Consider the following 14,509-nt stretch of genomic DNA (forward strand, 5'->3'; position numbering starts at 1 on the left):
CCGAAAGCAGTAGCGCTAAGCAAACTCGATTGACCATTGGGGGCGCTAAGCAATTCGGTCTAACATCCGTACGATATCTACGGGGTCGTAGGGTTTTGCAAGACGCAAGCAACCTCGGAATTTCTCAGGCATGCTTTCGGCCCCATATCCGCTGAGAAATAGGAAAGGGATGCCCCGTTTTGCCAGTTCCTCGGCAACGGGATACGACCTTTCACCATCCAAATTGATGTCGAGGATCGCGGCGTCGCACGGTTCATCGATGGCTGCACGAAAAGCAGTCTCGAGATCTCGGAACGGGCCAACCGCCACGTAGCCGGCCTCCACCACATCCTGCTCGAGCATCAGGGCGAGGATCGCCTCGTCTTCGACTAGGAGAATTCGCCGTGGTGTATCGCTAGACTTCGGCACAATACACCCTAACCCGCTGCTCGCCGGCGGCTTTGGAAACGATCGCGAACCGGCAGCGACAATGAACACCGAACTCCTTGCCTGTCGTACTCGATGTCCACTTTTCCGTTCAGATCAGCGGCAAGGATCTTTTCTAGCAGTAGTCGGCCAAATCCGGACCGCGTCGGCGGATCGACCAAAGGTCCGCCATGCTCAGTCCACTGGATCCGCAACCCGTCGTCGTGCAGTTCCCAGTCGACCGAAACATAACCACTCGCATCACTGAACGAGCCATACTTCGCCGCATTGGTGGCTAGCTCGTGGAAGGCGAGACCAAGTGCCAGCGCGGGCTTTGGCGGTAGGGAAACGAGTGGACCAGCCATACGTATGTTTTGGCCGTCCTCGCGCCGGAAGGGTGATAGCTCGTCATCCAGAATGGTCCGCAACGACACGCCGGACCACTCTGTCTCAGCAAGTCTTCCATGTGTTTGAGCAAGTGCCCTGATCCGGGCCTCGAAGGAGCGGCAGTCCTCCCTTGCACTGGAGGAGAAAGACTGCCGCGCAATAGCAGTGACTGTAGCGAGCCGATGGCTGAGCTCGGCAATGAGTATCTCTCGCTGCTCTTCGGCCTGCTTTCGCGCAGTAATGTCCATGCAAATGCCACTAAGTTTCTTCAGTGCGCCGTTGCTTTCCTCGAAGCAACGACCAAAGGCTTCCAGCCACCGTTGCTCTCCATCCGGAAGCAGCGCTCTGTAAATGGCGTGATAGGGCTCTCGTTTCGCCGCGGCGGTATGGATAGCGGACTCGACCTCGGCGATATCCTCCGGATGGATGTCTCGCTTGAAGTCAGAGAACGACCCGTCGAAAGAACCAGGCTGACGTCCATGGATCAACTCCAATCCTGGCGACCAGATGATCTTGCCAGAGGTGAGGTCCCATTCCCAAGCGCCCATACCTCCAGCCTCAAGGGCCAACTGCAGTCGCTGCTCACTCTCCCGCAGTTCTTCTTCCGCACGTAGGCGGCTTTGCTCGGAACGAACCCGCTGTATGGCGAAGCCGAGTTGTCGAGCGATCGCTACGGCGACAGTTTCCTCCTCCGTGCTGAACGTATGCGGTTGATCGTAGTAGGCCATGAATTTCCCAATCACCCTCCCCTCACCGAACAAGGGGATGAATGCGAGCGCGCCGATCTTCTCCGCCTCGATAGTCGCTCGCAACTCCGCTGGCAGATCGGCCTCCTCGAGGGTCGACACATACATCGGCGTCGCATCGGTTGTTTCTGCCGTCCACGGGGAATGGCCGTCGACAGCGTGCCTGTATGCCTGTGACAAGCCCCGCCACGCGACGAAGCGCATCACCTTCTGGTCATCGAAAAGCAAGATCGACGCTCGAGCGCATCCCAACGCGCTAGTGATTGCATCGAGGGCAGCATCAAAGGCAAGCTGCAGCTCTGACCCGTGATACAGGCGGTCCGTCATGCGATGGAGCACCGCCTGCTCCGCCGTTCGCTGCGCCAAAGCTTCCTCGGCGCGCTTCCGATCGGAGATGTCGCGGGCGATCTTCGACGCGCCGACAATCCGACCCTCCGCATCCTTAACGGGAGAGATGGTGAGCGAGATGTCGACAGGCGTTCCGTCCTTGTGCACGCGAACGGTTTCATAGTGCTCGATCCGCTGACCGCGTCGGATGCGATCGATGATATCCGCCTCTTCAGCAATCAGCTCATCGGGGAACAACGTTGTAACCGGTCTTCCAACGATCTCCACGGCCGTGTAACCAAACAGCCGTTCGGCTCCTTGATTCCAACTCGTAATGATGCCGTCGAGGCCCTTACTGATGATTGCATCTTGCGAAGACTCCACGATAGAAGCCAGCCGCCGGGCCGCGAGTTCCGCCTGTTGGCGATGCTCAAGTTCATTTTGAACGGTGCGCAGGAGGCGGGCGTTATCAATTGCCATCGCAGCATGTGAAGCGATCCCGGCCACGATCTCCTCAGTTTCCTTGGTAAAGACACCCGGCCGGCTATGGCCGAAAAAAAGGCCGCCCAGGACTTCGCTACTGCGTGATACCACCGGAACCGCCAAGTAACTCACGACTGGCAGGTGTCCCTTGGGCATGCCGTGATGCGGCTCGTTGTGCCCGTAACGCGCGTCCTTCCTGATGTCGTCAGAGCGAACGATGCCCTCCCCGCGGAAGGTAGGCTCAAAGACGCTTGTATTACGCGGCACTCCGAACCTCTCGAACGCTTCCCGCGGCGCCCCTGAGAGCGTGTAAAGCGTCAATCGTTCGCCTTTTGCGTCATTGAGATTGTAGAAAAAGGCGCCGAATTCGGCACCCGAGAGGCTCGTTGCGTTGTCAGTCACTGCCTGGACAACTCGTTCCAGTTCGAGGTCGCTCGACACAATGTGCGCTACATTGTTGAGCGTTTGAAAGCGTCGCTGTACCGCCTTTTGCCGGGAAATATCGAGAATGCTGACAAGCGAATGCTCGCAGTTTTTGCCCTCCCAGGCGATCGTCAGGAGGATCTCGAGATGCTGCCCTTTGAGCGTACGGACATGAGCCTCGCTCTCAAAGCGCTTGCGGCCCTCCCAGAGGGCGACGATCTCGTCGAGGAAAACTTCCGACGTTTCTGGGAGGAAAGTTGCGCCCAGATCACCGGTAAGCTCGACTTTGTCGTGAGCCTCGAAGAGCTCCATGGCGTAGACATTAACGTCTCGCACGTGAACCAATTTGACCGCATCCGCTGTCGCTTCGGGATGCATTTGAAAGTAGCCACGTATATCGTCAACCCCGTCTGCGCGAAGCTCTTCCAATCGTGCTACCAGGCGAGAGAAGTCCTGATCCCACAATGCAACATGGGCACCATCAAAATCCGACGATAATGCGCCTCGCTTTCATCAAAAACCTTCCAAGCGGCGCGCTGTTCCTGAGCATCGAGAACCGAGCAAGCCTCCGTAACCATGAAGTCCCCCATCGAAACGATATACAACGCAACTTGCTCCAAATGGTTCCGCAGTTCCTGAGCGAACGGGGCGTCACTCAAAGACCTCGTGAGGCAGGCGAGAAGTCGGATCGCAATTCCGCGCTGGGCAGCACGGATCAAGCCAAACGACGACGGCGACACACCTCAGCCGGACGATTTGCGCGAGCGGCGCAGGAACTTGAAGAGCCGCCGCTTTCCGCATCGTGTCGCGATCAAGGACGGCGCGGTTGTAGGCTATGCCTACGTCGTCCTGTTTCGCAAGCGACCTGCCTACCGCCACACCGTCAAGCGCTCGATCTATGTTCACCACGACCACCTCGGCCAAGGCATCGGTCGCCTGCTGATGCACGACCTGATCGACGCTTGTGCCGCCGCCGGCTTCCGGCAGATGATTGGCTATATCGACGCCGAGAACACTGCTTCGCTCATGCTGCGCGAACGGTTCAATTTCGTTCGCGTCGGTCTGCTGCGCGGAGTCGCCTATCGCTACGGCCGTTGGGCAGACAGTGTTATGGTTCAGTGCTCGCTCGGTCCTGGCTCGACCGCGCCGCCACCTCCCCCGCCACTCTCCACCCGTTGAGGCGCAATTCCAAGGCCGCTGACGGAGCGGGACACGAGTGACGTCGCGGCCTTCATCGCCCTCCACTTGAGCACGGGCGAACTATTTGTCGTACCGCCATGCGTTACATGGCGGATCGGGTTGAAACGGCCTCTTTATGCCTCTACGAAATCAGTACCCCGTGTGATGGCCTCCCATGCGTCGATCTCCTCGACGACCTGATCGATTTTGCTTCGTGTACGACGCAAAGCGTCGCTTCCTAGCAGGAGATGAAGAGGAGGGTTGTCAGAGTTCACGAGTTCCAAGATCGCCTCCGCGGCCAGGACCGGATCTCCGGCCTGCCGGCCATCGGCAGCGTCAAAGGCCGCCGAACTTTTCCCGATTGTTTCAGCGTAGGCTTCACCGGCGGCGTCGCTCTTGCGGATTGAGTGGGCCGACAGGAAATCCGTTCGGAAGGCACCCGGAGCGACCGCGGTGACTTTAATGCCAAAAGGCTTGACCTCCGAGGCAAGACCTGCGGACATGCCCTCAAGGGCTGCCTTGGCGGCGGAGTACATCGCGGTCCCGACACCGGGCGCGCGGCCTGCGACGGACGTTATATTGATGATGTGACCACGTCCCTGCGCTCTCAGATATGGCAGGGAAGCCTTGATGATGCGAAATGGGGCGAAGACGTCGACGGCGAAAAGTCTTGCGACATCCTCGTTGGCGGCCATCTCGAGCGCGCCAAGCAGGCCGTAACCGGCGTTATTGACGACGATATCAATCTGACCCGCGATCTCAAACGCCTGGCGGGTCACAGTCTCCGCGGTCCCACCATCGCTCAGGTCGGCTGAAAGAACGTGCAAACGACCCGAACCGTCCTCTACCGGCCGATCGGTTCCCCGGGCCGTGCCAATGACAGTATCGCCCCTTGCCAGCGCTGCCTCGGCCAGCGCTTTTCCAAGCCCGCGTGAAATGCCGGTAATGAACCAAGTGGTCATGAAATGCTCCTTTGCTTTCGGTAGGAAGGAGCTTGCCACACCGCCTGGCGCTGTATAATCCGCAAAAAAGTAAATGTCCTTGTTAGGTGGACTTAACAATGCAAGACATGTTGGCGGACAGGCTCCCGGCGGGGAACGACTACAACCAAATGCGCGCTTTCATCGCCGTTGCCGAATACTTGAGCTTCAGCCGTGCCGCTGAGGTGCTCGGCGTATCGCCGTCGGCACTCAGCCAGATGATCCGCAGCTTCGAGAAGCGGGTCGGAATGCGCCTTCTCCACCGAACGACGCGCAACGTGTCATTGACGGAGGGTGGCGAGAACCTCTTCCGACGGGTGCGACCGGCGGCGTTCGAACTGGGGGACGCCCTCGCACAGACAAGGATTGCTGGCGAGCGGCCGGCAGGCACTGTCCGTGTACACGCGTTCCGCTCGGCCGCGCAGAAGCATATCCAACCAATCCTCAAGAGCTTTGCCGAACGCTATCCCGACATCGTGCTGGACATCACGATCGATGATGAGACGGTTGACATTGTGGCTGGCGGCTATGATGTCGCGGTGAGGATCGGCGAGGTGATCGAACGAGATATGGTCGCCGTCCGTCTGGGGCCCGAATTGCGGCAACTGGCTGTCGCGACACCCGACTATTTCAGCCAGCATGGTCGCCCCGAGCATCCACGTGATCTTGTCCACCACCGATGCGTACGGTGGCGCTGGCCTGGACATCAGGCACCCTATGCCTGGGAATTCTTCGAAAACGACGCGTGGTTCAGCGTCGCCGTCAACGGTCCCCTCATCTTGAGCGACAAGGAGACGGCGTTGAATGCTGCGCTTCAAGGGGTAGGAATAGGATTTGCGGTCGAGGACACGGTAGCGGATTATATTGGGCAAGGGCGGCTAGTCAGTTGCCTCGAAGCTTGGTCCGCACCGTTCCCGGGTTGGTTTGTTTGCTACCCGCAGCAGCGGCAGATGGCGCCTGCCCTGCGAGCGTTCATTGATGCCGTCAGATCAGGTCCCGATGCTGGCCTATCAGGAGAAGCAAAGGTTGTCGTTTGAGCGAACGGACGAGCTTGCGCGTCTCTTCGACGTGCGACCGCCGTCGAGTGAAGGTAACGCAGACGCATATTGGAAGTCGATCGCTTCAATCTTCTCTGTGCTCTAACGGCCGGATGACCACTTCGAACCGAATGCAGACGACCGCATCGTCCGCAATCTCAAATACCGAGACTTGATGACCATGCCTAGGAGCCTAGATTTCGACTATGGGCATCTTTGACGTCGGGGACGGCACGCACCGAAAGGATTTGAAGCAGGGTCTGCGCCGGATCGAACGAGCCGACGGCCGGCAAGCATTTTTGCTACAGGCCGCGTTTGCGCTTGTCGATATCGCTATCCTCGCCTTCTTCATCTTGGGGCCATACCTCCGTTCAGGCCCCTCTTATCTCATTATCGATTACGCTATCGCCGTTTGGATCGCAGTGGAAATGATCGCCCGCGCGATTGCGGCGCCATCCATTCGCCAATGGATCCTTCGCCCAATGACGTGGATTGACGTGGTCGTCCTGGCAACCCTCGCCTTCCCGGATTTGCTGTTTAATTTCGCGTTCCTTAGAGTCCTTCGACTTTGGGCGATCGGTCGAAGTCCGCTGATCAAGGAAGCTCTCAACAGGGCGGGCTACGTTCATCTTCTCGATGTTGTGAGAGCGATCATCAACTTCGTGGTATTCCTCTTCCTTATCACCGGCTTCGTCTATACCTCGTTCTTCTACGACAAAGTTGGGGGAGAAGGGTTCGTCGACGCGCTTTATTTCACGGTCGCGACCGTCACGACGACGGGCTTCGGAGATATCACGCTTCCCGGCACTGTTGGAAAGCTCACATCCGTCGTAACGATGATCGTTGGCATCTCGCTGTTCGTGCGACTGGCCCAGGCGGTGGTCCGACCCCATAAGGTCACATATGCCTGCCACCGATGTGGACTACTGCGACATGACGCGGACGCCGTTCACTGCAAGGCCTGCGGCGAAATCCTAAACATTCCTGACGAGGGCTCGTAAGGCTGCAGGCGATCCAGAGCATCCGATGGCGACTGGATCCCGGCTGCGGAATCGAAAAGCGGATACGCCACGGCGAAATTCGACTTTTCCTGTAGGTCGGTTATACCCCGGAAGGTGTTGGGCCCACCGCAATCAATAGGCTGGCTTCAGTTCTCGAAGCGGTTTGTTTTGCGCCACTCCTCGTACTCTCCGCGGGCATCGTCATGCAGTGGATAGTAGCGCTGCAACGACCCACCCTCCATAAGCTTCATTCGCGAGAACTCCTCCCAATCGTGATGCTTTTGCGATTCCTCGATCACCTTCGAGGCCATTGCGACTGGAAGCACGACCACCCCGTCGTCGTCTGCGACGATGATGTCACCGGGGATTACAGTGACACCACCACAGGCAATCGGGACGTTGACGGCATTGGGATAGATGCTGGTCTGCACATGATAGTTGGGCGTCCAGCCGCGCAGCCATAGGGAGAGATCTAGCTTCTCGACATTGGGCCGATCGCGCATGCACCCATCGATCACGATGCCGGCGCCGCCTCTGCCCTTGAAATACGTCGACATCATATCGCCGAAGACGCCCGAACTCATGTCGCCGCGGGCGTCGACCACGACCACATCGCCCTCTTGCGCGTGATAGAGCACGTGGCGGTGCAACTGCGTCTCCGGATCGGCATATTCTCCCTCGCTGAAGAGGTCCGGTCGCTGCGGCAAGAATTGAAGCGTCAGGGCCGGCCCGACGATCGATTTCCCGCGGTTCTGCGACACGGGACCGACCATGTGCGGATTGCGGAAGCCCATGTGGCCAAGTGTGCCGGCAACCGTCGCGGCGCCGATTTCCTTCAGTGCGTCGATCAGCTCCTTGGGCGGTCGCGTAATGTCGGGCGTATGCGTCATTTTAGACTCCGGTGGATGAAACTACCAGTTTGTGACAGAACCGTCGCGGCGCTTCAGGTGAGGCGCTTCCCAGAAACGAAAGCTCTCCGCCTTGACCGCCTCTTCGTTGACTCCCACACCGAGCCCCGGCAGATCGCTGACCGGGTAGTTGGGGCCGTCGAGGCGTGGCTGCACGGGGAAGAAGTCGGAATTATCGAAGCCCAGCTTTGCTTCGGGAGCCCTAGTCTCGAGCCAAGCGAAATTCGGCACCGCTGCGGCGAGGTGGATGGTTGCGGCTGTGCAGACTGGCCCGAGGGGATTGTGGGGCATCAGGTCCACATAGTGCGCCTCGCTCCAACCCGCGACCTTCATCGCTTCGGTGAGCCCGCCCACATTGCAAACATCGAGCCGGTTGAACTGATGGATTCCACGTTCGATGTAGGGCAGGAATTGCCACTTGCTGGCAAATTCCTCGCCTATCGCGAACGGGATGTCGGTCATCGTGCGCAGGGACTCGTAGGCCCCGGGTGTCTCGTCTCGTATCGGCTCCTCGAGGAAATCGAGCACGCCGCGGCCGAGCTTGTTACAGAAGCTCGCCGCCTCGGCCACCGACAGCCGATGATGATAGTCGATGCCGAGGACGACGTCGTTGCCCAACGTCTCGCGCGCCTTGTTCAGCATGGTTGCTGTAGGCCCGATCGACTCGCGCGGCTCAAAGATGTCCTTGCTGCTTTGCCCGATGGGGAAGAAGCGGATCGCCTGCCACCCTTGCGCGCGTAGTTCGCGAGCTCGTTCAATGGCAACATCGCCCTCGGCTTCATCTCCGGTCGAGGCGAAGGTAGGAATGCGGTCGCGCTGCTTGCCGCCCAGCAGTTGGTAGACCGGCACCCCCAACGCCTTGCCTTTGATGTCGTGAAGGGCAATGTCGATTGCGGAAATCGCCGCCTGCAGAACGCGCCCGCCTTCGAAGTATTGGCTGCGGTAGAGTTCCTGCCAGATCCGACCAATCTGCATCGGGTCACGGCCGATGAGAAACTCGCGAAAGTGCTCGATCGCGCCGGCCACGGCCATCTCGCGACCGCTTAAGCCGCTCTCGCCCCAGCCGAAGAGGCCGTTGTCGGTCTCGACTTTGACCAGCATTTGGTTACGCGTTCCGACCCATACCGGATAGGGCTTGATCGTCGTAATTTTAAGCTTCGTGGTCATCCACGCCCTCGTTTCACACGCATCCGCTTGGTCTCAGTTGGCCTTGAGGGCCATTTCTGTTTCACCGTCGAACAGATGCATCCGCTCCTGATCGAATTCGAGCCAAATCTGTTCATCGGGCGCGACGGCGATGGTCGGCGGCACACTGACATTGACGATGGCGCCGGACAGAAACGCTTGAACGAAGGTGACATCTCCGGTCGGCTCTACCGTGTAGGCCTTGGCAGGGACGCTTCCGGGCATCGCACTCTTGTGCAGCTTGATCGTCGAGTGACGTGCGCCGAGCACGACTTTCCTGGTTTTGGCCCTTTCGACCTTCCGGGCGTTATTTGGCGAGAGCTCGAGACGCCAGCCCTCCGCGCTGGTCAACACAGTGTTTCCGCTTGCCGTTGATGCCTCTAGCGGAACAAGGCTCATTGCCGGGCTGCCCACGAAGCTGGCGACGAACATGTTGACCGGGTGGGCAAAGACCTGCGCCGGCGAATCGTATTGCTGCAGGTAGCCGCCGTTCATCACCGCCATCCTGTCGGCCATGGTTACCGCTTCGAGCTGGTCGTGCGTCACGTAGATGATCGTCGCCTTGAGGTCCTGGTGGAAACGCTTGATCTCCGACCGCATCTGCACGCGCAGCTTTGCGTCGAGGTTGGAGAGTGGTTCATCCATTAGAAATACCGCCGGATCGCGAACAAGGGCACGTCCCAGGGCCACGCGCTGCTGTTGCCCGCCCGAAAGTTCGCGCGGCTTGCGCTCGAGCAGCTGCGTCATGTCGAGCACTCGCGCTGCTTCCTTGACCTTCTTGTCGATCTCGTCCCTTGGCAGTTTGCGCATCTGCAGCGGGAACGCGAGATTCTTGTAGACCGATTTCTGCGGATAGAGCGCGTAGTTCTGGAACACCATTGCGATATCCCGGTCCTTGGGATCCAGGTGGTTGACCACCCGGTCGCCGATGACGATGTCGCCAGATGTGATGGGGATAAGCCCCGCCACAAGATTGAGCGTGGTTGTCTTGCCGCAGCCTGACGGGCCAACAAGCGCAACGAATTCGCCGTCGTTGACCGTCAGCGAAACATTGTTGACAGCTTTGAAGCTGCCATAGGTCTTGACCAGATCTTTGAGGACCACGTGGGCCAACGGCAACTCCCCTAGTGCTTGACTGCGCCTTCCGTGAGGGCGCGTACGAAGTATCGTTGCAGGACGAGAAACAGGACCACGACGGGCACGCTCATCATGAAGCTGGCCGCCATCAGGCCCGGAAAGTCCGTCGTATTCTCCGAGAAGAAGCGCTGGATGCCGACCGGCAGCGTCAACTGCTCGTTTTTGGAGAGGAAGGTGTAGGCGTAGATGTACTCGTTCCATGCGCCGATGAAGGAATAGATCGCCGTGGCAATGATTCCTGGCGCCGAGAGCGGCATCACGATCAGGACAAAGGCCTGGAACCGCGTTGCGCCGTCGATGCGCGCCGCCTGCTCGAGTTGCACCGGGATGTTGTCATAGAAGCCCTTGAGGAGCCAGATTGCCAGCGGCAGGCCGAATGTGAGGTAGGTGAGGATGAGCGACCCATGCGTGTTTACCAGCCCGATCGCGCGCATCAGGATGAAGAGCGGCACGAGAAAGATCACTGCCGGGAACATGTTGCGAAGCAAGACGGCGAAGAACAGAAAGTTCCGCCCCGGGAAGGTAAAGCGTGAAAACGCGTAGGCCGCAGGAACTGCCACGATCACCGAAAGGATGGTCGTGGCGGTGGAGACGAAAAGGCTGTTCCAGAAGAAGCGCAGGAAGTCCTGGCCGACGCTGTTTTGCGGATCGAGCAGCTTCTGGTAGCTGGCGAGCGTGGGTTGGTCCGGCCACCATTGCGGCGGGAATTGCATGGCCGCGAAGCCGGACTTGATCGAGGTGATCAGCATCCAGATCATCGGCAATGCAGTGTAGAGCAGCATGAACACAAGGAAGATGCGTCCGCCCCACCGCCATCCATCGATGCGCATGCGGCGACGCCCCTGGTCTCGATGAGGAGCCTCGGCAATTGTGCTCATTCGCTCGCATCCCTCTGCTCGTTGCCGCTCAGCGCACGGACGTAGAAGTAACCGAGCGACATCAAGATCAGGAACAGCAGCACCGAATAGGCCGATGCCACTCCCCAGCGCTGGCGGCCGAAGGCGAGCTCATAAATGTGCGTGATCCAGATATGCGAAGCGTTCGACGGCCCGCCGCCGGTCATGATCCAGGGGATGATGAACGAATTGAAGTTGGCCACGGCAAGTAGAAGGATCGTCACCGTCGAGACGTTTCTCAAGTGCGGAAAGGTGACGTGCCAGAATCGCTGCCATGCATTGGCCCCGTCCACCTTTGCGGCGCGCAGCAACTGGTCGGGAACCGTCTGCAGGCCAGCCATCATCATGATCATGGCAAACGGAAACTCTCGCCAGATATTGACGACGATCAGCGAGGGCAGCACGGTGCTGACGCTGTCGATGAAATTCGGCGGCCGATCCGCCAATCCGAGGCCGACCAGCACCGCGCCAATGATCCCAAAGTCCGAATGGTAGATCCACTTCCAGATGTAGGACGCGGCGACCGCGCTGATGACCCAGGGAATGATCAGGACGGCGCGCAGGATGCCACGGCCGATAAAGTCACGATGGAGCGCCAAGGCGCAGGCAAACCCCAGGACAAATGAGATGAAAGTGGACCCGAGCGTCCAGATAAGAGTGTTCGAGGTGACCTTCCAGAACACCGGACTTGTGAGGATGGCGATGTAGTTGTCGATACCGACAAAAATCTTGTCCCGGAGCTGTAGGCCGGGAGGCGTATTAAAGAACGAAAGCTCGATCGTGTAGTAGATAGGGTAGGCAATGACGATGAGCATCACGGCGATCGCCGGAAGCACGTACGCGTAGTCAGCGCGATGCTCCCAGATCTTTTGCAGCACGCCTGGCCTATCGGGTTGCAGTCTTCGGCGAGTCTCGGCCTTGCCAGTCAAGATCGTCACTGTGCGGTGCCCTTGTTCGTCGGAACAAACCGGCTGCGATCGGGGCGCAGCCGGTCAGATCTTCAGGCTTGGACTAGAGTCCGCCGTCCATCAGGTCTTTTACCTTCTTGGCTGCGTCGTCCGCTGCCTGGTCGACCGTCATGGCTCCGGTCAGGGCATTCTGCAGCATGTCCGGGACGATGATGTTCATGATCTCGGGGGACTGCGGCAGTGCCGGGAACGGGATACCGTATGGCAGCATCGAGGTCGTGACATCGAGGAATTTGATGCTGTCCAGACGTTCCTTCATCCATTTGGTCTTGAAGCCGTTAAGGTTTCCCGGGTTCGAGCCGGCATAGGCCATCTTCAACGACCACTCGGGGCTCGTCCACATGCAGATGATAGCCTTTGCAGCCGGCTCGTCTACCTTGCCGCCCTCGACATATTCGGGCTTCAGGATGTGAATGTTGGAACCGCCAAACACGACGGCGCGCTTGCCGTCCGGGCCAGTCGGAATAAGGCCGTAGCGCATGTTGTCGATGACCGTCTGCGCCTTGGCCTTGTCCGTGTCCGTCGCCTTTTTCTGCAGGTCGAGCATGACGTTGTAGTCGGACGGGTGCGAGATCATCATGCCGAGCTGGCCAGCGAGGAAGAGGGGCTGGTTGTCGGCCTGCTGGTTGGTGAGCGCCGAAACCGGAACCGACTTGTCGCGAACGTACATGTCGTAGGAGGCTTGCAATGCCGCCTTGCTCTGCGGGCTATTGAGCTCGACTTCCTTGTAGGCCGGGCTCGCGGTTGCTTCGTCGAAGACGCCACCACCATAGGCCCACAGCTGCGGCATGAAGCGGTACGGCGTATTGCCGGCATTCTTGCGAGCCACGAGGCCGTAACCTGATATGCCGAGCTTGTCGTGGATCTGCTTAGAATACTTGACGACATCGTCCCAGGTTGCCGGAGCCTTCTCCGGATCGAGGCCTGCGCGCTTGAAGACGTCGGCGTTCCAGATGAACGCCATCGTCTCGTTGTTGGTGGGAATGCCGTAGGTCACCCCATCCCAGGTCACGGCCTTCATTGCGCCTGGCCAGAAATCCTCGGTCGAATATCCAACGTCCTCGGGTTTGAGTGGCTGCAAATAGCCCTTGGAGGCGAACTCGGTGCCACCCAGGATTTGCAGGCGGACCGCCATCGGCGCTGCATTGCCAAGGAGCGCGGTCCGGAACTTGTCCAGCAGGTCATTATAGGTGAGGGCTTGTTCCTCAAGCTGGATGTTTGGGTAGGTTTTGCGGAAGGTCTCGAAGAATTCCTTGTAATACTGGCGCAAAAGATCGGGGTCGCCCTCGAACACGCCTTGATACCAGAAAGTCAGTCGTCCCTTGTAATCGAGCGGGGTGACCTTGGCGCAATCGGCCGCCGTGTCGAAGTTCTCTGTGCCGGCAATGGAGCGCACATATTGCGGCGACCACTGGCTCAAGTCGACCGACGCCCCCAGCGCCGACGCGGACATCAACGATACCATCAAAGCAGTGGAGACAGTGCCGCGCAGGACGGCACCTCCGAGTGAAATCCTCGTCATAGGCATCCTCCAGGTTCTCCCATGCCGCTCTGCCTCGAGGCGAGCGGTCTTTGCTCGCCGGCTGGGCGTTGCCGCCAATGTATCCGTTCGAGCTGATTATACGTTTTCAGATCATGGATTGCCTGTCAATCGGAGAAATCGTACATTGTTTGTGGAAAGATCGCGTGATATCCGAGCAATCTATGTATTGATTGGAGACAGTCTTGGCCGAAACGAGCGATTTTAAAGCACAGCCACCCGATGGGATCGACGCTATCGGGGCCTCCAGCGAGGGCGCCTCGCTTTATCAACTGATCAGGGATGACATCATCGAAGGGCGGCTCGCTGCCAACGAACGGCTTGTCGTCACTGATCTCGCCCGGCGCCATGGCACCTCAACCAACCCAGTGCGCGAGGCTCTGCAACTGTTGCGCGGCGAAGGTTTTGTTACCTTCGTTCCTAACCGCGGAGCGCGTGTCCGGCCTATTGATCAGGACTTTGTTCGAGACATCTACGAGATAGGAGTCTTGATCGAGCCGGCACTGACGCGATGGTTCGTGAGTATGGCCACCGTCGAGGACATTGCTGAACTCGAACGCATCCAAGGGTTGATTGAAGAGAACGACTTCGCCGATACGGTCAGGCACAGCGAGCTGGACACCGCCTTCCACACCGTAATGTACCAGAGGCACTACAACCGCCACGCAGCCGAGCTTTGGTGGAAGCATCGCGAAGTGCTTCGAGCCGTGAGCCGGCGTTTCGACTTCACGCTCGCTCGGCGCGCCGCGATCCTTCGCGAGCATCGCGAGCTCATCGAGCATGTAAAAGCGGGAAACGCGAACGAGGCAGGCGAACTCATTGCACGCCATGTCGAAGGCTCCGGCCGGCACATCCTAGAACACATGCGTGCGCGTAACGCCGCTCGGGCAGGATAAAATACCTGGCC

The 14,509-nt window shown here is 58.9% G+C and carries 13 protein-coding genes; 4 read left to right on the forward strand and 9 right to left on the reverse strand.

Annotation, left to right across the window (positions count from 1 at the left end; translation table 11 throughout):
- Window positions 1-45: 45 nt before the first annotated feature.
- Complete coding sequence (locus tag FHX16_RS10190) at window positions 46-342, reverse strand: hypothetical protein (RefSeq protein ID WP_071224919.1); 297 nt, start codon at window positions 340-342, stop codon at window positions 46-48.
- A gap of 74 nt (window positions 343-416) precedes the next feature.
- A complete protein-coding gene (locus FHX16_RS10195) occupies window positions 417-3,107 on the reverse strand; it encodes a PAS domain S-box protein (protein ID WP_259127752.1) in 2,691 nt (896 codons plus the stop codon).
- Window positions 3,108-3,437: 330 nt separating this feature from the next.
- On the opposite strand from FHX16_RS10195, the gene FHX16_RS10200 reads away from it, so the two are divergent.
- Window positions 3,438-3,950, forward strand: a complete 513-nt coding sequence (locus FHX16_RS10200) for a GNAT family N-acetyltransferase (protein WP_259127487.1) — start codon at window positions 3,438-3,440, stop codon at window positions 3,948-3,950.
- A gap of 134 nt (window positions 3,951-4,084) precedes the next feature.
- Here FHX16_RS10200 and FHX16_RS10205 read toward each other — a convergent pair whose 3' ends face one another.
- Window positions 4,085-4,912, reverse strand: a complete 828-nt coding sequence (locus FHX16_RS10205) for an SDR family NAD(P)-dependent oxidoreductase (RefSeq protein WP_259127489.1) — start codon at window positions 4,910-4,912, stop codon at window positions 4,085-4,087.
- 98 nt (window positions 4,913-5,010) lie between these two features.
- Between FHX16_RS10205 and FHX16_RS10210 the strand changes: the two genes are divergently transcribed.
- A complete protein-coding gene (locus FHX16_RS10210) occupies window positions 5,011-5,967 on the forward strand; it encodes a LysR family transcriptional regulator (protein ID WP_259127491.1) in 957 nt (318 codons plus the stop codon).
- A 206-nt stretch (window positions 5,968-6,173) separates the two neighbouring features.
- Complete coding sequence (locus FHX16_RS10215) at window positions 6,174-6,968, forward strand: potassium channel family protein (RefSeq protein ID WP_259127493.1); 795 nt, start codon at window positions 6,174-6,176, stop codon at window positions 6,966-6,968.
- Window positions 6,969-7,114: 146 nt separating this feature from the next.
- On the opposite strand, the gene FHX16_RS10220 is transcribed toward FHX16_RS10215, so the two are convergent.
- The 6 genes from FHX16_RS10220 to FHX16_RS10245 all read right to left on the reverse strand — a co-directional run bounded on the left by FHX16_RS10220 (window position 7,115) and on the right by FHX16_RS10245 (window position 13,584).
- Window positions 7,115-7,858: a ribonuclease activity regulator RraA gene (locus FHX16_RS10220; protein WP_183755413.1), complete on the reverse strand. Its 744-nt coding sequence runs from the start codon at window positions 7,856-7,858 to the stop codon at window positions 7,115-7,117.
- Between the two features lie 21 nt (window positions 7,859-7,879).
- Complete coding sequence (locus tag FHX16_RS10225; protein WP_259127496.1) at window positions 7,880-9,043, reverse strand: mandelate racemase/muconate lactonizing enzyme family protein; 1,164 nt, start codon at window positions 9,041-9,043, stop codon at window positions 7,880-7,882.
- 33 nt (window positions 9,044-9,076) lie between these two features.
- Window positions 9,077-10,174: an ABC transporter ATP-binding protein gene (locus FHX16_RS10230; RefSeq protein WP_183755411.1), complete on the reverse strand. Its 1,098-nt coding sequence runs from the start codon at window positions 10,172-10,174 to the stop codon at window positions 9,077-9,079.
- An 11-nt stretch (window positions 10,175-10,185) separates the two neighbouring features.
- Entirely contained in the window at window positions 10,186-11,076 is an 891-nt protein-coding gene (locus FHX16_RS10235; RefSeq protein ID WP_259127499.1) for a carbohydrate ABC transporter permease, read from the reverse strand.
- On the reverse strand, window positions 11,073-12,032 hold the full coding sequence (locus FHX16_RS10240; RefSeq protein WP_016555152.1) for a carbohydrate ABC transporter permease: 960 nt from the start codon (window positions 12,030-12,032) through the stop codon (window positions 11,073-11,075). Before FHX16_RS10240 ends, FHX16_RS10235 begins: the two co-directional genes overlap by 4 nt.
- A 73-nt stretch (window positions 12,033-12,105) precedes the next feature.
- Window positions 12,106-13,584 (reverse strand): sugar ABC transporter substrate-binding protein, encoded by a 1,479-nt coding sequence (locus tag FHX16_RS10245; RefSeq protein ID WP_183861883.1) that lies wholly within the window; start codon window positions 13,582-13,584, stop codon window positions 12,106-12,108.
- 203 nt (window positions 13,585-13,787) lie between these two features.
- On the opposite strand from FHX16_RS10245, the gene FHX16_RS10250 reads away from it, so the two are divergent.
- Complete coding sequence (locus FHX16_RS10250) at window positions 13,788-14,498, forward strand: GntR family transcriptional regulator (protein WP_183861884.1); 711 nt, start codon at window positions 13,788-13,790, stop codon at window positions 14,496-14,498.
- Window positions 14,499-14,509 lie beyond the last annotated feature (11 nt).

The organism is Rhizobium sp. BK661, assembly GCF_024808825.1.
Taxonomy (GTDB): domain Bacteria; phylum Pseudomonadota; class Alphaproteobacteria; order Rhizobiales; family Rhizobiaceae; genus Rhizobium.